Origin of the sequence: Bacteroides sp. (genome assembly GCF_052357945.1) — a bacterium.
GTDB lineage: Bacteria > Bacteroidota > Bacteroidia > Bacteroidales > Bacteroidaceae > Bacteroides.
The window spans coordinates 123618-146320 of record NZ_DAWCXD010000001.1 but is presented as its reverse complement, the minus strand read 5'-3'; the positions used below and the strand labels follow the sequence as shown (position 1 = coordinate 146320).

Here is a 22703-nt window from a genome sequence, read left to right as displayed (position 1 = left end):
ATTTATTAATGAATAAGATTATATACAATTTCGGAAGAATTCGCGCATTTCACGACGTCCAAGAAATAGGTGATTTTCTACCGTCCTACAACTTAGATTCAGTTCATTAGCGATTTCCGGAGAAGTTTTATTTTCGAAACGGCTTAATGTATAAATTAACCGACGTTGTTCGGGCATGGCAGCCAGACGGGTCCGTTCCATTGTCATTAAATCATCACCGATAATTTTTTCTTCGGTCTCATTGGTAGAAGTAGACATAGTATCATAGATGTAGCTGTCTATCTCCTGCTTCTTATAATAACGACGGATATAATCGATTACAATATTGCGGGCAATAGTGAACAGAAAATATTTTACTGTGTCGGGACGGAGCATTTGTTTGTAGTCCAGCAGACGTACAAATACATCTTGGGTTAGATCCTCCGCTTCGTAGCGATGAGTGATACGATAAGTAATATAGGTAAGAATCACCTGATAATATTCTTCATAAGAACGGGTGATAATGTCGTCGTAAGTGTTAGCTATTGTCTCCATAATACTATCTTTTTCGGTTTTAATCACGATGCAAATATAGAGGGGATTTCGGATATAACGGTCGTAAAATAAAGCGGATCAATCTCAACGAATTTAGTTAGACTTATTTAAACACATACTCCTCATTATCAGCAATTTACATTCACATCAAATAGAGTATCACTTTATAAAATGAGACTCCATACACTAAAATCTACGCATTTTTGCTCCACTTACACCTGTTTGCCCTTACCTTTCTCTCCTTTTCAATCTCACCATTTCACGATCTTACCGATTCATTGTCTCATCAAAGCTGTTGATGAGACATAAACATTAAGAGAAAACTTTCATTTCATTAAAGATAAACTTGCTTTGCACTTATTGCAAAGTTACGTTTGATTAAGGGTAAACTATAAATGAAAGCTTCAATTATATAATTGCAAGCTTTGTTTTTATAAACGCAAGTTGCATTTATAAAAACAAAGCTTGCGTTTATAGATTACTCCCTATAAAAAACAACTTTGCAATAGGACCAAAAGAAGTTTATATAGGGAGAAGAAGAACTTATCTATTAATAGATAATGGAAAGAAACAAGTGAAAAGAAGAAAGTCACTTAGTGAATCGAGAACCTTCACCCTCTATCCCCGATGAACAGAGAGAAGTGAAGGGTGAAGGGAATATGGGTGCAAAATAGATTTCAGAGATAATAAGTCGAAAAGTTACTCTTCTTTGGCTGTTCCGCCTATACTACGGATGTATTCATTCGGAGTAACTCCTGTACTCTTTTTAAATGAACGGAAGAAAGAAGCACGCGAACTAAAACCACAAAGTTCTGCCAGTGCAGTCAAAGTATAGCGGGAATATTGGCTATCCGCTACCATCTTTTTGAATTGGGTAACACGGTATTCATTGATGAAGTCATAGTAAGACTGATTAAGATACTGGTTCAAAAGATACGATAATGAATGTGAAGAAGTATCCAATGCAGAAGCCAAGTCACCCATTTTTAAGTCGGGATTGATATATGGCTTTTCTTTCTCTACATAAGCCACCAGTTTCTTATGAAGTTCTTTACACTCCTCTTCGGTCAGTCTATTGGTCTTATATTTCTCTTCAACAGTGGAAGATTGTTGCTCTGAAATTACTTCCGAATGTTCTACAGTTTGTTCTCTCTGTTGTATTTCCTCCTCCGTTGATGTCGAAATCGACGAAGCAGAAGAAGCAAGCAAACGACGCATACGTTTCCAAACATAATACCGTATAAAGGCTATAATTCCTACGATTAATAAAATGGAAAGTGCCCATCCCCACCAAGGTATCATAGGGCGTACTGTCACTTGACAGATAGCTTCCGATTGCTCATTTCCCGGAAGACGTACCCGGAAAGTATAAGTTCCGGAAGAAAGTCCGTAATAAGAGACTTCGTTCTGCGCAGCCAATAGTTTCCAGTCCTTGTCCACTCCCTCCAATCGATATTCATATAGTAAGGCAGATGGCAGACCATAGGCGAAATCTGTGAAACAGAAAGTCAAATTATTCTGGTTGTATTTCAAAGAGGAACTGGTAAAAGGTACGCCATTAGCCAGTATATCGGTAAATACAATCGGACGAACCTTGCCACGCACTTCGTCCACACGTTTCGGATCAACATAAATTAGTCCTTTGGTGTTACCAAACCACAATAGTCCTTTTTCATCTTTATAAGCGGCTCCATTCGTAAAAGTTGGTCCCGGCACTCCATCATTGAAAGTGAAAGCATCATACTCCTCCCCTTCTTCTTTGATACGCAACAACCCGTCATTACAGGCTACCCACAGCCAACCTTGGTTATCTTCTATAACAGACATCAGCGAATTGTCCGGAAGAGTAGAAAAGATAGAGCGATTCTGGAAACGATCCATCGTTAAAGTAGATGTAAACAGACTCCCTTTCTCACGGATAAAATAGAGATTGTGTTCAGCATCTTCGTAGATAGTACGCACTTTATCCCGATGAACGAATCCCTCCGGAAACACATTAGAGCGTAAACTTTGAGAAGCCGGATCATAAATACACATACCGGTTTCGGTAGCAATCCATCCTTTGCCCGTAGAATCAAAACTTACTTCATACACATTGCCCTCCGGCAGTTGGGAGTTAGCACTGGTAAAGTGTTTGATCTGTTTGGTCTGTCCGTTATAACAGAAGAGTCCTTGTGAGGTCCCTATCCAAAGATTTCCTTTTGCATCCGGTTTCACACAGAATATATGTCCCTTTTGAAAAAGCTCCATATCGCCCTGTGCAAAATATTTCAGAGATAATGTTCCCGGATTCAGTACCATCATACCGCCACCATACGTACCGATATAATATTCTCCTTGATAGAAGCTGATTGTCAGTATCAAATCTGAAGTTAAAACGGGCTTTACAAAACTTTTCACAACTCCGGTAGCTTCGTTTATATAAAACAAACCGTCACGTGAACCGATGACTTTCTCTTGCCCTCTGTTTACGAAAGAACGAATGGAAAGATTTGCCGAATTGAACAAAGGTGGATAGTCATACGTGCGGAAAAGGCCGTTCTGATAGAGTGAATAATCCAGCCCTGCCTGAAAATGCCCCACCCAGACAGTACCTCTATCATCTACAAGTAAGGAGTAAATAGAATTACTGCGAATTCCTTCCTTATCATTGACATCATGGTAGAAACGATGTGTCACTTGTTGGTCTTTGTGTGAAAGGAAATGGACGCCATTACCGTCAGTAGCTATATACACAGTCTCTTTCCCATCGCTGGATATGTCAGAAATGACATCGCAGCCTAAAGATACCGTATGAGAGAATATCTCCTTTTTTATATCGAAACGCACTACACCTTGGCTCATTGTGCCCAGGTAAAGAGTTTCTCCGATACGGGTCAGGCAACGAAAATAATCAGCTTCGGGCACATTCTCCTGAAAATGCCAGGAATCAATCTTTCCGTCTTTCAGTGAATAAGAGTACAGCCCCTGCACCGTAGCCAGCCATAATACGGTTTTATCTTCATTCAGACAAATATCCATGATTCTGTTACAGGCGGCAAGCATATTCCGGTCTGTCAAAACCTGCAGTAATTGACCGTCTTTATGAATGAATAAGCCTTTCTCTGTGCCGATATAAAGAATATCTTCATTAGCCAACAAAGTATTTACGGCAAAATCAATCTTTTCGGGGACAATTCTTTCCAATTGACTGTTTGTACGGTTCAATCGCCAAAGTCCGATTCCATTTCCCACCCACAGTTGTTTGTTGGCTGTTTCTGTAACGCTGTTTACCCGTTTCTTTCTTCCTGATTCAATGCCTCGGAATTCAAAATGGCGTACTTTTACTCCATCGAAACGGTCGAGACAGTTATCCGTTCCTAACCAGACAAAACCCTCCGAATCTTTATAAATAGCGTTCACCAACAACCCGGAAAGGCCGTCGGACATCACGACATTACGGAATGTGTAATCTTGGGCTTGTAATTTTACACCGCAAGCCAAACACATTATTAAAAGAATCAGATATTTAATCGTGTTTTTCACCTACACTGGGCTTTTTTTCATATTAAACATGTGACAAACTTACACAAAATTCTCCAAAAGAGAATATATCTTTTATTAAAATGAGAAAAATCCCATTTTAAATCGGCTATTGTTCGATACGAACCTTCAATGACGGATCTGCATCAATGTCCGGCACTTTATGTAAAAGTACCTCGGAGGATGAGTTTTGCCCGGCATTTATTTGGTGCAAATACAGCTTATCTACGTTCACTGCAATAATAGGATTACGAGGTTCCGGCTTTTCTGAAGTGAATGTTCCATTGCTCAACTCCAAAGTCTCTACATTTCTGATAAACAGGCCATAGCTGGGAAGATTGCGCCATACTGTGGGCTGCGGATAGCCTTTTTCATCCTCAATAATATCCTTGAAAGAAGCCCAATATTTATCCGGATACATACTTTTAGCCATATCATGACGTACTCCTTCTACAAGTTCTTTTGTCAAAAAGTTCCCCTTTGCCAAACCTCCTTTATTCACAAAACGGATATTATTCAAGTAGATATTCTCTATTTTACGTTCGGGAATACCGGTAATGGAAGAACAGAAGTTTCCTGTACCGTAGGCAGTGATATTACTAATTTGAATGTTCCGCATAATGCCTATCGGAGGAACAGGAGCACTACTGATATGCTTGCGTCCTCTATTAGCCAAACGTATATACAGTGGACATTCGGTACCTTCAATCAATATATTATCAACGGTTACACCTTCCATCACTCCACCGTCGACTACTTCCAGAGATATTGCCGTTATACCGGTAGGGGTTGATTTGATAACCCGTTCACCTTCAAAACGACTTGGCTTCACTATGCAATCGGAAATAAGAATATTACGAAAACCACCGGTGGATTCCGTTCCGCATTTTATTGCATTGGCAAAACTGCTGACGATGCAATTAGTTATTACAATATCCTCACAAGGAGCAATGCCGGTACTTTTTAGAACAATACCGTCATCATCGGAGTCAATAACGCTATCAGACAATATAAATCTGCGACAGCCATCAATATCAATGCCGTCATTGTTACCGTTGGCATGATTAAAAACTCTGATATCTGTAACGGTCACATCTTCACAATCCAGATAATGCTGATTCCAAATGGCAGAATTAAGCATCGTCACACCCGAGACTGATACATTCTTGCAAGATATAAGGAGAATATTACGCGGTCGTCCGTTGCAATCTCCTGCAACTCCCCGCACACGTCCCTTTCTCCCTTTCCCTTTGCCATCAATCGTTCCTTTTCCTGTGATACTTATATGACTAGCCTTTTCGGCATAAATTAATGCAACCCATCCACCGGCATCTTTCAATGAGCGATAGGTAGCAGGCGGGATAAGAGGAAAATCTGCATAATCGTCACTAGCTTCCAATATGGCTCCACCCGATAAGTGTAATTCGATATTGTCTTTCAGAAAAATAGTACCCGATCGGAATCTTCCGGCAGGGATTATCACTTTCCCACCACCGTTTCGGTAGGCACTCTCAATAGCATTGTTTATGGCTTGTGTGCAGACATTCAGTGTGTCCGCGCCATAATTCAAAATATTGTAAGTTCCATCTATATTTTGGTTTGCACTTTGCACATTCGTGACAACCGCACAAGTGATAAATATAAATAATAAGAATTGTCTCTTCATATTTGCTATAAGTTTATAGACAAATACGAAGAGGCAATTGCATTTACTCAATGCTATTTAAATTATTTATCAGCCTATCAACTCGATCATATAGCTATAACTATACTTCTTATCAAGTAAACGATATTCGTTATGCGGATACATCCCCCAGCTATTATCTCCTCCAAGTCCTCTTTGTTTCAGATCTATATGCAAGAAAATATTCTTTTGAGGAACAATATCAATAGTATGCTGCATCTTTCGAGTCAGCCCCGGATCAAGGTCTTCCGGCGAAAAGTGCAAAGCGGAGAAGGCGATAGGTTGCAGACCTGTAATCTTCACTCCCTGCCCCTTATTGTCTAATAAAGATAGCCAGCGAACATCTGTTTTATTTCCGGTTTCCTGCGGACGGATATACCAGTAAAACTGGTTTTCTACTTTATCATTATAACGGCCGATGAATGAACTTGAATAACGGTCGATGTAGTTTTCAAAAGGCCCTCTTCCATAATAGTTCAGATTCTCATAGGGTTGTTGCAATTCCATCCGCATACCGAAGCGGGGAAGCTCGGGAAGTCTCGTCCCTGTCAGGTCGATGCTTCCTGTCACAATAATAGATGCATTACTACGTATCAAATATTCTATCGTGTAAGGAACCTGAATATCACTTAATATCCAATCAATCTTTACGGATAATCCCTTTTCATTCTTCTCGTCTATTATTACATTCTTCACATAACGGTTGATATGAGCTGTCCGCCAAACACCTGCCAAAGCTGGCATTTTATTGCCGAAGTCGTTATCAACCGGAGCACGCCAAAAGGCTGGTTCCGGATACTGCTTGATGGGTTGTTTGTCATTTATTGTATAATTAAATAAAACCCCTTTCTTCAAATCAATCTTGCCAGAGACAGCACCTGATTTAAAAGATAAAATATGGTCTTTCGTTTCATAAGACAACTTGCCCGAACAAGCCGGAAGAGAAGTAAAGAAACTGCTCTTATTCAATTTTATCTGCTCTTTAGCTACTTCATGATGTACGGGAACTAAATCGGTAGCAACCTTTGTATAGGCATAGAGGTTGAGAAAATATTCATTTTCATCTTCCGGAATGACTGGAAGATTCAATCGCACCTCTTTTTCTGCATGAGGTTTTAATTCAACATTGAAATTTCCTGTAGAGAATTTCTCTCCGTTTTTATATACTTCCCAAGTGAAAGCATATTCATTCAGATTGGTAAAGTCATAACGGTTTCTAATTGAAATAATTCCTTTACTCAAATCTTTCGCATTAAACTGAATGTACTGATAGACTTTCTTTACTTCATACGCTTGCGGCTTGGGAATACCATTAGCGGAGATTAAGCCATCGGTTCCTGTATTTAGTTCCCCTTTCTTATCTTCCAACCATTTATAACTTCCCATTTTGCCATTATACATCCAGTAGGTACGTCCGTCTCTCGGTTCTGTCTTCATTTTAAATCCTTGATCCATAAAATCCCAGATAAAGCCACCTTGTAAATTAGGACTGTCATAAATAACATCCCAAAGGTCTTTAAAATTTCCATTGCTATTCCCCTGGGCGTGAGCATACTCACACATGATAAACGGGCGCTGTTTACCGGACTTCGCATATTCCGTTATTTTCCACATATTAGGATACATCGGACATACAATATCTGTATTCCAATCTTCCCAAGCTTGTTCGAACTGTACAAAACGGCTTGGATCGTATTCTTTCAGTCGTTTATATTCATCATGGAATACGATTCCATTACCACATTCATTTCCTAATGACCAGCCTATGATACATGGATGGTTTTTATCTCTTTCTACCATTCGAGTGATACGGTCTACATGTGCTGCATACCATTCGGGACGATAGGCGGGATGCGGTATCGTATCTTTGAAATAAGGCACTGATCCCATTCCGTGGGTTTCAATATTAGCTTCATCTACAATGTAAATGCCATATTGGTCGCATAATTTATAAAACAACGGATGATTGGGATAATGACTGGTACGAACGGCGTTCATATTCAGTTGCTTTATCAGCTTCAGGTCATTCATCATAATTTCACGAGTTTGAGTATGACCCAAACTGTCGTTATGTTCATGTCGGTTGACACCCTTTATATAAGTCGGAACGCCATTCACTAATAGTTGGGCATTCTTTATTTCTATCTTTCTGAAACCTGTCTTATAGGCAGTAACTGCAAGCTGCTTGTTTTTATCATCCAAAAGTGTGATGACACAATCATAAAGAGATGGTTTTTCGGCATTCCATTTAGAAACATTCTTTATGACGCCCGAAAAAGCTAACCGGGTAAACTCTTCTTCTACGTTAAATTTCTTTTGTTGTGACAAAACCGTTTTGCCGGTTTTATCCAATAATTCCAGTTTGAGTGTTCCTTTTTTTATATGGTTGCCTGTAAATTCACGCAAATCAACAGTGGCACTGAATATACCATTTTTATATGCGCCATCCAAATTTGATTTTAAGAAGAAATCCCAAATAGTCAGTTTAGGGTAAGCTTGCAAGAATACATCACGCTCAATCCCAGTCAGTCGCCAAAAATCCTGATCTTCCATATAGCTACCATCATGCCAGCGATAAACCTGCACTACCAGTACATTCTCTCCTTCTTTCAGATAGTTAGTCACATTAAATTCAGCCGGAGTTTTGGAGGCTTTGGTCATACCAACCTTTTGACCATTTACGTATATTTGTGCATAGCCTGTTATGGAACCGAAATGAAGCATTACCTCTTTGTTTTGCCAGTCAGACGGAACAGTGAAAGTCTTTCGATAAGTTCCTACCGGATTTTCCACATCAATATAGGGTGGATTAGGTGAAAAAACATATTGTATATTGCGGATAATGGGTTCTCCAAATCCTTGTAGCTCCCAGTTGGAAGGTACTTCAATATCAGACCAGTAATCGTTAGATAAATCCATACGATAAAACTGTTTTTCACTTTTATCAATAGCAGGTGAATAGATGAATTTCCATTTACCATTCAGTGATTTATACCAAGGAGACAATTCATATTCATCTTTAATAGCATCCCCGGAACGATCATAAATCATAAAATCAGTATGTGGTTGTTCCTTATTCCACTCGTATTTTACAGGATTCTCCCATTCATTCTGCTGGCTATATACAATGGTTGTTCCAAACAAAAAGAAAAGAATAGAAAGAATAAATGCGCTTTTTATCATATTTTCCAATAAATCAAATAAGTTTAAATCAACAAAAGAGAGAGAGTGCCAAAAGCTCGTTTAACCATAGAAAGAACTTTTGGCACATCATTCTGTTAAAACTCTTCAGTAAACTTTATATAGACTTCTTATTCTCTAGTGTACATGAGCGTACCAAATCCTAAATCATCAGCTTCAGCCGTCCCTCTGTGACCACCTCCTTCCGGACGCATTTTCTCTGCAAACTCTTGTGAATAGGGTGCTTTTACTCCCTTTACTTTTACATAATGGTTATAGATAAGCTCCCATCCCGGACGAGCACGCCCTCTTCCGTCAGCCGCAACAACATTATGCCATCCTTCTTTACCTGAATAATAAGGTGTATAAGGTAAATCAACGGCTTCTTCGGGATTCACATTATATTTGGCTGTATATTCACACAAATCAAGCACAATATTATCTTTATAGGAAAATAAATCTATACCTATATTATAGGCCGTTTGACAAAAATAAGCATGGAGAGGAACATTCAAGGTAGAATGTCCTTGGTCGCGTCCCATTTCCTGACTTTGAGCTAAATGTTTACCGATAACTTTTCCGGCAGGATCTTCATGCATCGCCACTACAGAGTTGTCAATACACCCCATACCTTCACCTTCATAAAAGTATCTCAATGCCAAGTTAATCTTATCTGCATCATCACACAGGACACCTATAGAAAGAATTGTCAACATTGCAGGTAAATCCCAACTCATCCAACCATCTTCAGGTGCCGAATTAAAATGGTCCCCGAGGAATTGATAGCAGATAGGATAAAAAACATCGGTTATCCATTCTTTGAAATATTCAAAATCTTCTTTCTTCCATCCCGGATAATCACGCATAATTTCTGCCGGATTGGCAAATTGATATCCAATAAAACCGGCTGCCAGTAAACGATGCCCGTCAGTCTGACCTGTCGTTACATTCACTCCCTTACAGGTTTTCGCCCATTTATTCAGAATATCAATGGAAGCTTTGGCATAATCCTCATCACCGGATATTTTCCATCTTAAAGCCAGTTGATAAGCTGCTGCCGCATCAAAAGCTGCAGTATTAAAGTTTCCTCCACTAGAGGTTCTGATAATTTCCTCTTGTGGCCTGGCAGTCCAGGTTAGCTTTGCTCCATCGCTTTCCAGCAATTTATTCCATCCATCAAACCAGGGTTGGGCTTGTTGGTCGACTTTAGATTTTACATAATCAAAGTCGGCCTGCGTATGCACCAAACAAGGATGCTTTATTGTAAATTCATAACTTACAGGTTCCCATGAGTCAATGTCAGACACACCATTCTCGAATTCTGCGCTGCAACTTGTCCCGATAAAGGATAAAGAGCCTATTACTAAATTTAAAATTATCTGTTTCATATCTTTCAACTATTTTATTCAGCACCTATATATGCCTTAAGTTCTTCTACCGATTTAAAAGATTTCACCCAATACACTTCATAAGATATATTTTCTGCCGTTCCCAAGTTCTGTATACGATAAAGATACTCATCCAATGTTTTAGCTTCATTCGTTGGCAATTTTGCCTTACCCAAATTATGCTCGGCCAAATTAGCATAGAATACAGGAACTCCATCAGCAGAGTCTATTAATGTTTGAGGTTTCCAAACATCATAACTACCATTACAACCGGCATAAGCACCCCCTAAATCCTTACCGGTCCATGAGTCAAATGTCAAATTACAAGTCGTCTCTATCTTTGTCATCTTAATTGCGACAATAGGATATAGTCCTGCATGGAAATCAGTATCCGGTATTCTGTGTATAGATGCTTTTTTCAAGGAAGCAGAAGCCTTGACCAACAATTTTCCATTCACAATTTCCGCGGATTCCGCATCACTTCCAAATTTCTCCCAATTACTTACACCATATAAAAAGGTATCATTGATTTTCCCTTTAATCACAGTTACTTCAAAAGACTTCTCTATATCTCCACTCTTAGCTATTAAACGAGTGGTACCGTAAGCTTTAACCGTAAAGACTCCGCTTTCTTTATTTATGCTCACCACATTCGCATTCTCACTCGACCATTCTATTGCTGAAACCGTTGCATTCGCCGGCACAGGGGTTATATTCAATACAGAGGTTTCATTCAATGCCAGTTCTTTCTGCGATTCATCAAAAAGAATATCTCTTAATGGCACAATTTCTTTCACCTCCACCGTTATAACCTTTGAAAAATGGCTACCGTCTCTCGCTTCTATTCTGATTCGTGCCGTCCCCGGAGTAATACCTTTTATCAATCCACTTTCCGAAACGGTCGCGATTTCGGGTGTTTCACTAATCCAATTCAAGGTAGTATAAGTTACAACTTCAGGTGTAAAACTCGTCTCTAACTGAAGCGAAGCGGTAACATACACTGATAACTGGTCTTCACCTTTTACATGAATATCCTGAATCTTTATAATCTCATCAATCACTTCCACTTCTATTGTTTTAGTTGCCGCAAATCCTACTTCCGGCATAGCAGTGATATACACCTTACCTAGTTTATGGGCGGTAATTCGTCCTTCTGCATTTACACTGGCAATCTCTTTATTTGCCGAAGTCCAAAGCAGATTCTTATTACCTGCATCATCAGGAAGTACAGTATAGGCAATCAATGAATCCGTATTAACCAACAACGGGAGCCGCTCTGTAACTTTCAGCTCTATCGCCGAAATTATTTTCTCACTTTCCAATGCTTCAAAATTGTCTTCGTCTTTACAAGATGCTCCCAATAAAGATAAGGCCATCATGGCTATCAACGAAAAGACTCTATATTTATAGATTAAATTCATCTGTTTCATAATTTTCTGTTTTATTATAAACATAGTATTTACTTATCCCATCCCGGATTCTGCTTCAAATTCGGATTAAGCAGTAACTGGTCTGTCGGCAATGGATATAAATAATGTTTGTCATTCCAAATTCGTCCGGATTCTAAGATTAAGCATCCATCCGCATTGACAGGACTGGAAACACTTGGCCATTCTTTCTCAAACTCGGTACCTTTCCATTTTACTCCCAGCAAATCCATTTTCATTTCTTCTCTCGCCGTATACCATCTTTTTAAGTCGTCCATTCTGAATCCTTCATCAAAAAGCTCTACAGTGCGTTCTCTGCGAATTTCTGTACGCATATTAAGTCCATTCTCCGCTACAAACTGATTAGTCAGGTCTTTCATATCAGGATTTATACGTTTACGTACCAGGTTCAATGATTTCTTTAAATCGGTATCCGAAATCTCGTCATCACGCTCGAATATTGCTTCTGCATAATTTAATAATACTTCCGCATAGCGGATAATCGGAAAATCATATCCCTCTTTTCCTGTTGCAACCGTTCGTTCGGTACACCATTTTTGTGTAAAATAGCCGCTGCCTCCTTTTTGTGCAGGATTAAACGGAGCAAAAGTGGCATTCTTCTTATCATCGGCATCCCCTGTCCAATTCACCCGTCCGGGGCCATTACTCCAATAATAGTCACCATTGACCATCATCGTATTTACCATGCGATTGTCACGGCCTTGAAACTCGGATTCCATATCCTGATAATTCCAAACAGCCGGATCAATCGGAAGCCCGTTTTTATCAAGATACATATTAGCCATTTTACGTGTAATATACAGTGCATTACCTAAACGCCCCTGGGTAATATTAAATCCAATGGCGCTAATAACCTCATCATGTCTCCGGTAAAAAATATATTCCTTATTATCCTTTTTGGTTAATCCTGCCGGATTGGATTTTACATTTTCCAGTATAAAGAGATATTTATAGGCAGTAGTAGCCAGATCTTCTCCCGGTTTGAATAGAGAGAATGTGTTGCTTTTGATAACTTCGTCAGCAGCCTTAACAGCTATGTCCAATAAAGATTTAGACCGCTCTGTATTCTGATTTCCATTACGGGATTTCAGCCAGGTACCTTCATATAAAGCTACTCTTGACAAAAAAGCCTGTGCCGCCTCTCTTGAAACACGTCCTTCATCAGATGCCGCAATATTCTTAAAAGCAGGAAGCATATCTATCGCTTCTCTCAAATCCTGGATTATAAAGTCGATGACATCTTCGCGGGAATCTCTCGCTTTCTGCAATTCCGCAGATGTGATTCCCAACGGTTGCCGTACTATAATAATGTCACCATAAACCTGTAATAAATCAAAGTGTAAATAAGCACGGAAAAATCGTGCCTCGCCAACTGATGTCTTTATATCTTCTTTTATCGGATAATTTTCCGCATTCTGCAAAAGAAGATTTACTTGACGGATGCGGTCATAATTATCGGTATAATTCTTATCCGAAGAAGGTATGGAATATGTACCGTTACTATACACATCCAAGGTAGCACCAGTCCTTAAGTCTGAACGTCCGTCGCTATGAGGACCGTCATCCAAAGCTTTAAAATCACGTGTCCAACTATAAAATTGACTGGCAAATAATTTATATTGTTCGGGATTCTTCCAAAGATTCGTCTCTGCCAATTGAGCTTCCGGTTCCAAATCCAAACATGACTGGAAAGAAAAACAAAGAGCCGACAATAAAACCATATATAATTTAAACTGTTTCATAATTCATTCTATTTAAAAAGTTGCATTAACTCCTACCGTAAATGTTCTATTGAATGGATAGCGTTGTTTATTCTCTACTTTCCGGGTTGCTTCCGGATCCCATCCATCATGAATGTAAGATTTCTCCCACAAATCACTTCCTGATACATATACTCTCAAGTTGGTCATGAAATTCCCCATTTTATTCAGTACAGATTTGGGTAATGTATATCCCAACACCACATCTTTCAGCCTTAAATAAGCACCATTATCAGCAGACCACGTAGAAGACATATAATTATAATCATTCAGATTCGTGTTGTTTGTATAAGTCGGATAGTAATTATCCGGCGTTTCCGGACTCCAGACATTGCCTACCGATTGATTGGTGGTGTTCAGCCAAATTGCTTTAAAAGGTACTTTCCAAGCATCAATGCTACGGTAAACAGTTCTTTTTCCTACTCCCTGAAGAACTGCAGAGAAGTCAATTCCCTTCCATGCAAATCCAAGATTAAAAGAGAATGAGAATTTGGGATCATCGGAACCTAAATAGATCAAATCTTCCTGACTCAACTTACCGTCATTATTAACATCCTCATACATGTTGTCTCCAAGTCTCAAATTAGCCGGCATTCCGATACTATTATTCATAAGATAGCGTTCCTTGTATTTCTTTAATTGTTCCTCATTCTGTATTTTACCGACGCAACGATAACCAAATACAGAATTCAACGGATAACCGTTCAATGCAGAATTGTAACCTACAGCTTTCACATTCTCACCACCGCTGATTAACTTATTCTCCATATATGTCAAAGTCGCTCCTACATGATAGCTAAAGTCCGAGATTTTATCTTTCCATGTCAATGTCCCGTCATATCCTTTACTTTCAAATTTACCGCTGTTCATATCAGGAGCTTTGCTTCCCAATACTCCCGGATATAGTTTGCCTACAAGCATATTATTATTCTTTTTCATAAAAAGCTCAAAACTACCGGATAAACGACCTCCTAGTGCTGTGAAATCCAAGCCCAAATTATAATTGTGAATACGTTCCCAGGTTCTCTCCGTACTAACCAAGTTGCCAGCTTTCAAATATGAAGTCAATCCGTCACCCAAATATGCTCCTGCATTGGATACCGATTCATATAACTGAATGCCATCATAGCGACTAATACCACTCTGATTACCAACCTCACCATAGGAAGCCCTCAATTTGATTTCATCTACATAATTTCTTACCACTTCCATAAAAGGTTCCTGGGTAATTCGCCATCCACCGGAAAAGCCATAAAAGAAATTCCAACGGTTTTCCGGCTGAAACTTTGAAGAGCCGTCATAACGGGCATTTGCCTCAATCAGATACTTTTCTTTATAATTATAATTCACACGGCCAAAATAGGACATGATAGCTTCTTTCCATTTATCCACCTTATCAATAGATACGATACCTGTTCCATTCAAAACTCCTAAAGTCGGATCTACATTCTTGGCCTTTGTACTGCTATATTCATATTCTGTCCGGTCATACTGGGTTCCTACCATGGCAGTAAGACCATGCACCTCATTCAATTGGGTAGTATAACTCAAAAATGCTGCTGCTGTATAATTATCCGTGCGTGCCGAACTTTTCGTATAAGAACTGTCATCCTGAGTCGGGAACGGACTATTTTCACTTTTTATCGGATTTCCATTATAGCTATACCACTGGATGGAAAGGTATTGTTCATCCCTGATTGCGCTATTCGTGCTATATCCTAATGTTACATTGACATCCAATCCTTTCATCAGATTATATTTAAACTGTTCGTTCACATTCATTGCAGTTACGACCAATTTATTGTCACCACCTAATTCCGCCTGCCAGTTACGAGTATATTGTCCACCCCATGCATAAGGTTTACCATCAATAGTGGAAACCGGAAAACCCGGCTGCGGAATGGACACACCTAATGTAGCCCCTATTTGAGTGGGAGATACTTGATTTTGGCGACTTGCCGACATTACAGACTCAACAGAAAAGCGTTCTGTCAACTTAAAGCTGTTTGAAAGACGTACATTAAAGCGCTCATTTGAATTATTTCCCCATTGCAAAGTTCCTTCGTCATACAAATATCCTGCGGATAAACGGTAAGTATTTTTATCAGTCCCCCCTGATATACTCAAGTCATGCTGTGTTGAGTTGGCACCTCCCCACAAAACATCAGTCCAGTTAACATCATCCATAAATACGAAGTCCGCAACTCCTGCAAATGAACCAGGAATCGGATCAGGGTTTTGTCCATCGGTCAGGTCTATATACTTTCCTTTCATCTTCTGTGCCAGTTTAGCATAACGTACCCAAGTGTAGTCATCTCCCCTACCATCATTATAACATGCCTGGATAATGCCATCCATCCACTCGTCATAGCTCATCATCCGGGGTTGTAGCCCTACTTTTTTACGGGTATATGAACCATTATATTCAACTCTCGGTTTTCCGCCCTTCGCCTTTTTAGTTGTAACGAGAATTACTCCACCTGCTGCTTTAGATCCGTAAATGGCGGCAGATGCGTCTTTTAAGAAATTGATGGATTCTATATCAGCAGTATTCAGTTGAGCCATTTCACTCACACCGCTAGCCGGAACACCGTCTATTATCAGTAAAGGTTCTGTAGAGTTTTTAGATACTGCACCACGAATAGAAATGCCCCAGCCTTCTTCTCCAGGAGCTGCTGAAGAGCGTGTAATCCGCAAGCCCGGCACTTGTCCCTGCATTGCCTGGAGTGGGTTGGCTACTGTACCTTTGTCTTTAAATATTTTCTGGTCTACTACGGCTACCGAACCGGTCAACGATTCTTTTTTCATTGTACCATAACCGACTACTACGACTTCATCCAATACTTCTGTATCTTCGTGCATGACAATACGTGCCAAATTCGTACCTTTCACGGGAATTTCCAATGTCTTATAACCTATAAAAGAGATAGTCAAAGTACCGCCCGATACATTATTCAAAACAAAATTTCCATCTATATCGGTTATTGTCCCGTTAGTGGTACCTTTAACCATAACATTGGCACCGATGATAGGATCGCCATTGGAATCCACAATTTTTCCTTTGATTGCACCAGCCTGTAATACGGCTTGTAGTTCCCCAGCATCTGCAAAGACAGTCTGCGAACCACCTGCTAGAAGAGCAGAGGCTATCACCGTGGAGAATAGAATCCTTCTCGATGAAAATCTGAAGAGATTTTTTTTCATATACATAAAATTTAAAACTAACATTTATACTATTTATTCTAATATTAGATACACTGTTGGATATATTCGCGGATTTCTTTCCGGCTGATAAACAAATGGTTTTCTACTGTACGGACAGATAACCCGAGACAAGCGGAAATATCTGCTGATGATTTATGACCGAAACGGCTCATTACATAAATCTTCCTTCGTTGCATAGGAAGTCGGAGAACTCTCTCCTGCTCACATGCAGATATATCATTAGCTATAATCTGGCTTTCTACATTATTGGTAGAGGTAGGAATCAGATCTAAAAAATAGGATGTGATTTCCTGCATTTTATAATGACGACGCAAATAATCAGTAACCAAATTCCGACAAATAGAGAAGATAAAGTACTTTATTGTTTCCGGCCGCAACATTTGCTTATAATCCATCAAACGTAAAAATACATCTTGAGCCAGATCTTTCGCGTCTTCATCTTTTCCTATCTTATATAAGATATACAAGTAAACGGAACGATGATAGTTCTGATAAGAATCAGTAATCAACTGTACGGATGACATATCTATATTTTCCATTGCTTAGATTTTTGTTTATCATTACGTTGGCAAATATAGAGGGTAAATATGAAAACGGATATTCAAAAAGAAAGAGATAAATTCCGTCCTATTGGCAGAGAGCAAGCAACCTAAATACAACCTAATTATCAAGCAGTTAACTTACAATTTCATAGAGTCTCAATTTATTATTTGAGACTCTAAAGAGATATTTATCAATCTAAAGTTTAAAATAAAAGGTACATAGGTATACTATTCTCCATTAGTCTTTCCGATACCTCGAATATATTCATTCGGAGTAATTCCAATAACCTTTTTAAAGTAGCGAAAGAAAGAGGTGCGCGAACTAAAACCACATAGTTCGGCTAAAGCTGTCAACGTATATTTAGAATATTCATCTTTATCAACTAAACGCTTAAACTCTTCTATGCGATAGTCATTCAAATAGTCATAATAGTTTTTATCCAAATATTGATTGAATAAATAGGATAATGTATAAGTGGAAACATTCAATATTGCAGCCAAATCTGCTATTTTCAAATTTGGATTAACATATAGTCGATCCCTTTGCATCAGAAGTTCCAGCTCGCCAGCCAAGCGTCTACATTCTTCTTCAGTCACATTGCTCTTTCTATATTTTTCCTCAATCACCGGCTGTTTTTCCTTCGATTGAATTAGGTTGTTTCGTTTTATTCTCCGGTGATAATATATATAAGCCAAAGCTATTATCAATATCACTAAAACAGTCACACTCCACATAACAGCATTGAAACGAGGAGCAATAGTCACCATCAGACAAATTTCTGACTCCGGATCATCCACCCGATGAATTCTAAACTGATAATTGCCGGATGATAAGTCATAATACGTTATTTCAGATTGTCCACTCAATAATTGCCAGTCGCTATCTATCCCTTCCATCTTACATTTATAAGACATATATGCAGGCTCCGAATAAGTGAACCCAGAGAAACGGATTGTCAGATTACGCTGTTCTGCTTCCAATTTTATTTTATACACGTTATTTTCTCTACTCATCTTAGCATAAACCGATTGCTTTCCATTCACTAATACATCGGTAATAGCAACCGGATAATGCCATTTTGCTTTTCCGCCGTTTTGTTCCGAGGTCAGATAAATCATACCTTTCGAATTGCCGAACCACATCGTACCCTCTTCATCTATCACAGGGAAACAAGTAATAAATATAGAACTAGGCAAGCCATCTACGAAATTATAGGGAATAAAATAATCTTTCTTATCATAACGATATAAACCCAAATTAGTACCAATCCACAACCAACCTTCATGATCTTCTATAATAAACATTGCATCCTTTCCATCCAAAGGAGTGCCCGACTGCATTCTCCGAAAATGATTCATCGACAAATCAGATATAAAAATTGCACCTTTATCCGGAAGGAAATAAAGCTCATGATTAGAATCTTCGTATACTGTCCGGATTTTATCTTTATGAATAAACCCTTCAGGAAACATATCCGACTTCAAACTATTGGTTGATGGATCCCAAATGCATAAACCGTTCTCTGTACAAATCCATCCTTTACGAGTGGAATCAAAACATATATCATATACATTTTCTCCCGGTAATTTCGAATTTTCGGTAGTATAATGCCGGATTTGCTTTCCATCTCTATAACAGTAAAGTCCCATAGATGTCGCCATCCACAAACTTCCTTCATCATCTGATTTTATGCAAAACACATGTCCTTTCAGGAATGGAGTTGATTTTAAGTCTGCTGTTTCAAAATCGGATAAAGTCAACGTGGAAGGATTGAGGATATATATACCGCCACCATAAGTACCTATGTAATACTTTCCTTCAAAAGCATAAATACACAAGATCATATTGGAACGTAATTCGGGAACCTTAAAACTTTTAAACCGCTGTTTCTTTTCGTCTATATAGAAAAGTCCATTGCGCGAACCTATCAGTTTCTCGTCTTTCGAAACAGCTATTGCACGAACAGGCATCTCTTTGGAGTCAAAATAAGGAAGATAGGCATAGGTAGAAAATAACCCGCTCTGATATAGTGTATAATCCAAGCCTAGCTGATAAAAACCAATCCAAATCACTCCTTCTCTATCAACCAATAATGCATAGACAGAATTGGAACGGATCGCCTGTTTATTTCCCGATTCGTAACAAAAAGAACGAACAATCTTCATGTTATTCGCAGAAACAAAATGTACCCCATTTCCATCGGTACCTATATACAACAGATTCTTTTCATCACTGGAGAGAGACATGATAACATTACAACCCAAGTCAATAATATTTTCTTTAAACTCACCCGTCGAGCTATCAAAACATAGCAACCCATGATCCATTGTTCCTAAATAGAGCTTTTGGCCGATACGTGTCATATTTCTATAGGAGAATCCCTGCTTGTATGGATAAGAGGTTATTTTCCGGTTTGAAATATTCAGGGAATGTAATCCACCTTTGGTAAGAATCCATAAAATTCCATTTTCATCCAAATTCAATGCAACGATGAAATTTTCTGCCGATAAGATGTCGGAACTTACTGCCAGTCGCTCCAATTGATTATTTCGATAGATAAATAATCCTTTTTCACTACCTATATACAATCCTCCATCCCGAGTTGGTAAAAGGGCACGAACACCACAATTAATAGTCTCCGAACTAAAGGATTCCAGTTTTTCTGTTTCCTTATTAATCGTCCACAATCCCATATCATTCCCTATCCATATCCTATTACCAGCCGTCTCTGTTATTACATTCACCCATTTTTGTTTTTCATTATTCCCTAATATAGGATAATGTTTCAAATGGACTCCGTCAAAACGTTCAACAGAACTTGCCGTGCCAATCCAGATATAACCTAATGAATCTTTATAAAAAGAGCTGACCATCAGGTCGGAAAGTCCGTCTGTTTCGGAAATGCTGCGAAAAGAGTAAGAAACCGGATAAATAGGCATGCTTATGAGTAGCAGACAAAGAGTAACTAAAGCCTTTACTATATGTCGTATTAGATTATGCATAGAGGATTCATATTTAACGAAACAATGCAAACCTACATAAAATATCTCGGATTTTATATAGGTTTGCACAAAAAACAAGGAACTTACTCTCTTTAAAAAGATAGAATCTATCCCGGATATACTTATTTATAATTTCACCTTCACCTGCGATTTCTGATAAACTACCGGGATTTTCTTATCATTCACTTCTACAGACACAGGCTTCTTTGCGCTTCTAAAGGTGGTATTTATCTTCGGCTGTCCATCTATCCAAAGATTCAGCTTTTTACCTTCCTCTTTCTGAATAACAAATAATTTGGAAAGAGAAGAAAAATAAGTCTCCTTGTCGCGTCTCAATGCACTGCCATGACAGATAAAGAAATCTTTTGCATCAGCTGCTTCCGTACCTTCGGGATAAGAGACAGCAAACATATAAGCATCTGTCATCCAACCATCCGGCATAATCCACGAGTTGCTATGCATTAGCCTGCCATCTGCCAATTGATTAATATAAAGATCGGTCACTTTCCCTTTATGACGGATACGAAGCCCAATCCAGTCTTGTCCTTCCCTCCGTTCCATTTGCGGCAAGTCTTTCTCATCAGGAGTCTCCTTTAAAATAATAGCTGTCATCCCTTTTACACGATTGACTTCTGCCGGCAAATGAAATGAATAATAGGTTTCAGTGCCTTTCAAGTCTTCGGTTGGCGCCTGTATTTCTTCCCAATATAAATCTTCCGGGTAGTCATGTACAAAATTAGACTTGGCTAGTAACCGTGGATAAAGTGGACGAATCACTACTGAAGATTTGCCATTTGTCACATTTACATCAATCCCGGACTTTTTATACGTTCCATTCGTATGCCAAAGCCATTCAAATTGCCCTACTTTATGTGTCTTCAAATCATCAATCATATAAATCACATTATCCATCCAAAGGAAATGGCGGAAATTACGACTGAAATTATTAGACACAGGACCTGTTCCATTAGCCAGAACGTATTTCACATTTCCCGCATCCAAAAGATGATGCAAATATCCTCTCAAAGTAGAGCCACTGTACTGCTGCTCACGAGGTTGCCCCTCTCCATTAAACAAAACCACATTGTGCGCCTGACTTTGGAAGAAGTAATTACGATAATTAGGATTAGGATACCAGCAATGTCCTCCATCTTTAATAATATCAACTCCTTTATGAAACACAATGAAAGAATTGGCATCCGCATGAGAGTGATTCCATGTGTGACCACTTTTAACTGCCAACATAGTAGCATCCTTTTCCCACGAATCACGCATCGTCGCCCAACCAAAATCGGCAAATAATTGGGAAGTCGGCAATTGAGGGATAGACGGAGCCTTGCTCAAATCAGGGGTATACAGAAAGCCCATCGGACGATTGAGGAAGTATCCATCACGATGTTGTCCTTGCTCTACCTGACTGATATACCATAGAATATTGGAATCTTTAATTCCCAATGCATACAGTAACATCAGACTGGATTCTGCCGTTATATTCTGGTGACTATCTCCGAAATTAAGACTGTGAAGTATGCCGGTACGCGGGTAACATACTTGTGAAAAGTAATTAGGAAGTTTTGATAACTGGGGAATATCACCCGCACTTTGTCCCGGATGCGTATTTATCCATGCGATACGGAACAACAAAGCTTCCTGAATACCGAAGTTAGCATAATTCAGACTTTCATACATGCCGCCGGCCTCATCAAAACTCTTTGCTTTCTGTTGCAATACATCACCGGCAAAATCAAACCATTCGGGCAGTGATTCGTGAAGTTGCTCCACCCAATCTTTTACTTCGGGAAGTTCATTTTGAAGACTCAAAGCCAATATTCCACCCTGACAGACACAGGAGGTCCACCAATTATGCCCCATCGAATTCAATGAGTGAATACGGGTCGGTTCCAGCAACCAGTCTCCCAATGCTGGTTCCACAGCCAACCGTTTCAATCCTTCGGCAATCTTTTTTCTTTCTGAAGAAGACATGACATTGTATGCAGCATCATACCCCACTGCGGAAAGAAAACTCTTATGAGCCATACCGAGTTGTGAACGCCATGCAGGAATACGCGCCATCATTTCCACATCTCCCCATGATTCGGCTTCCACAGCTTTCAGGAGGATTTCTTTGATTGCGTCTGCATACTCCTTATTATCAGTCATCAAATAAGCTAACGACAAATAGTCCAATCGATTAAAATCTTTCTCTTGCAAAGCTTCATCTGCTGTTCTCTTAATATCTCCCCATGCTTCCTGCAATTCAGGTTCATGCTGCATACGCTGTTTCACTTGTTGTATGCGTTGTGGAGTATACAGTAATGAAGGATGATTTATTTTTTGTGCTTGTATGTATAACGAGGGAACGCACAAAAAACAGATAACGGCAATAATAGTTTGTTTCATGATACTTAGTCTATTCT

Annotated in this window: 11 protein-coding genes; all 11 read right to left on the bottom strand. The window is 39.1% G+C overall.

Annotated features, from left to right (window positions below):
* Positions 1-18: 18 nt before the first annotated feature.
* The 11 genes from ACT8YW_RS00515 to ACT8YW_RS00465 all read right to left on the bottom strand — a co-directional run bounded on the left by ACT8YW_RS00515 (position 19) and on the right by ACT8YW_RS00465 (position 22686).
* Positions 19-534 carry an RNA polymerase sigma-70 factor gene (locus tag ACT8YW_RS00515; RefSeq protein ID WP_117935089.1) on the bottom strand — a complete coding sequence of 172 codons (516 nt, stop codon included), beginning with the start codon at positions 532-534 and terminating at the stop codon, positions 19-21.
* 699 nt (positions 535-1233) lie between these two features.
* Positions 1234-4059, bottom strand: a complete 2826-nt coding sequence (locus ACT8YW_RS00510) for a two-component regulator propeller domain-containing protein (protein ID WP_444103649.1) — start codon at positions 4057-4059, stop codon at positions 1234-1236.
* 106 nt (positions 4060-4165) lie between these two features.
* Positions 4166-5722 carry a glycoside hydrolase family 28 protein gene (locus ACT8YW_RS00505; protein ID WP_444103648.1) on the bottom strand — a complete coding sequence of 519 codons (1557 nt, stop codon included), beginning with the start codon at positions 5720-5722 and terminating at the stop codon, positions 4166-4168.
* A 69-nt stretch (positions 5723-5791) separates the two neighbouring features.
* Complete coding sequence (locus ACT8YW_RS00500) at positions 5792-8923, bottom strand: glycoside hydrolase family 2 TIM barrel-domain containing protein (RefSeq protein ID WP_444103647.1); 3132 nt, start codon at positions 8921-8923, stop codon at positions 5792-5794.
* Between the two features lie 128 nt (positions 8924-9051).
* Complete coding sequence (locus ACT8YW_RS00495; protein ID WP_444103646.1) at positions 9052-10308, bottom strand: alginate lyase family protein; 1257 nt, start codon at positions 10306-10308, stop codon at positions 9052-9054.
* Between the two features lie 14 nt (positions 10309-10322).
* Entirely contained in the window at positions 10323-11738 is a 1416-nt protein-coding gene (locus ACT8YW_RS00490) for an Ig-like domain-containing protein (RefSeq protein ID WP_444103645.1), read from the bottom strand.
* A gap of 29 nt (positions 11739-11767) precedes the next feature.
* On the bottom strand, positions 11768-13498 hold the full coding sequence (locus tag ACT8YW_RS00485; protein ID WP_444103644.1) for a RagB/SusD family nutrient uptake outer membrane protein: 1731 nt from the start codon (positions 13496-13498) through the stop codon (positions 11768-11770).
* A 12-nt stretch (positions 13499-13510) separates the two neighbouring features.
* A complete protein-coding gene (locus ACT8YW_RS00480) occupies positions 13511-16720 on the bottom strand; it encodes a SusC/RagA family TonB-linked outer membrane protein (RefSeq protein ID WP_444103643.1) in 3210 nt (1069 codons plus the stop codon).
* A 44-nt stretch (positions 16721-16764) separates the two neighbouring features.
* On the bottom strand, positions 16765-17280 hold the full coding sequence (locus ACT8YW_RS00475; RefSeq protein WP_444103642.1) for a sigma-70 family RNA polymerase sigma factor: 516 nt from the start codon (positions 17278-17280) through the stop codon (positions 16765-16767).
* A gap of 231 nt (positions 17281-17511) precedes the next feature.
* The gene (locus ACT8YW_RS00470; protein ID WP_444103641.1) at positions 17512-20286 is read right to left on the bottom strand and encodes a ligand-binding sensor domain-containing protein; all 2775 of its coding nucleotides are present in this window, start codon (positions 20284-20286) and stop codon (positions 17512-17514) included.
* 126 nt (positions 20287-20412) lie between these two features.
* Entirely contained in the window at positions 20413-22686 is a 2274-nt protein-coding gene (locus ACT8YW_RS00465) for a heparinase II/III domain-containing protein (protein ID WP_444103640.1), read from the bottom strand.
* Positions 22687-22703: the final 17 nt, after the last annotated feature.

Bases quoted from the DNA above. Each gene is read 5' to 3' on its own strand.
- ACT8YW_RS00465 (WP_444103640.1), bottom strand. From the start codon at position 22,686: ATGAAACAAACTATTATTGCCGTTATCTGTTTTTTGTGCGTTCCCTCG.
- ACT8YW_RS00490 (WP_444103645.1), bottom strand. From the start codon at position 11,738: ATGAAACAGATGAATTTAATCTATAAATATAGAGTCTTTTCGTTGATA.
- ACT8YW_RS00480 (WP_444103643.1), bottom strand. From the start codon at position 16,720: ATGAAAAAAAATCTCTTCAGATTTTCATCGAGAAGGATTCTATTCTCC.
- ACT8YW_RS00475 (WP_444103642.1), bottom strand. From the start codon at position 17,280: ATGGAAAATATAGATATGTCATCCGTACAGTTGATTACTGATTCTTAT.
- ACT8YW_RS00500 (WP_444103647.1), bottom strand. From the start codon at position 8,923: ATGATAAAAAGCGCATTTATTCTTTCTATTCTTTTCTTTTTGTTTGGA.
- ACT8YW_RS00505 (WP_444103648.1), bottom strand. From the start codon at position 5,722: ATGAAGAGACAATTCTTATTATTTATATTTATCACTTGTGCGGTTGTC.
- ACT8YW_RS00515 (WP_117935089.1), bottom strand. From the start codon at position 534: ATGGAGACAATAGCTAACACTTACGACGACATTATCACCCGTTCTTAT.
- ACT8YW_RS00495 (WP_444103646.1), bottom strand. From the start codon at position 10,308: ATGAAACAGATAATTTTAAATTTAGTAATAGGCTCTTTATCCTTTATC.
- ACT8YW_RS00485 (WP_444103644.1), bottom strand. From the start codon at position 13,498: ATGAAACAGTTTAAATTATATATGGTTTTATTGTCGGCTCTTTGTTTT.
- ACT8YW_RS00470 (WP_444103641.1), bottom strand. From the start codon at position 20,286: ATGCATAATCTAATACGACATATAGTAAAGGCTTTAGTTACTCTTTGT.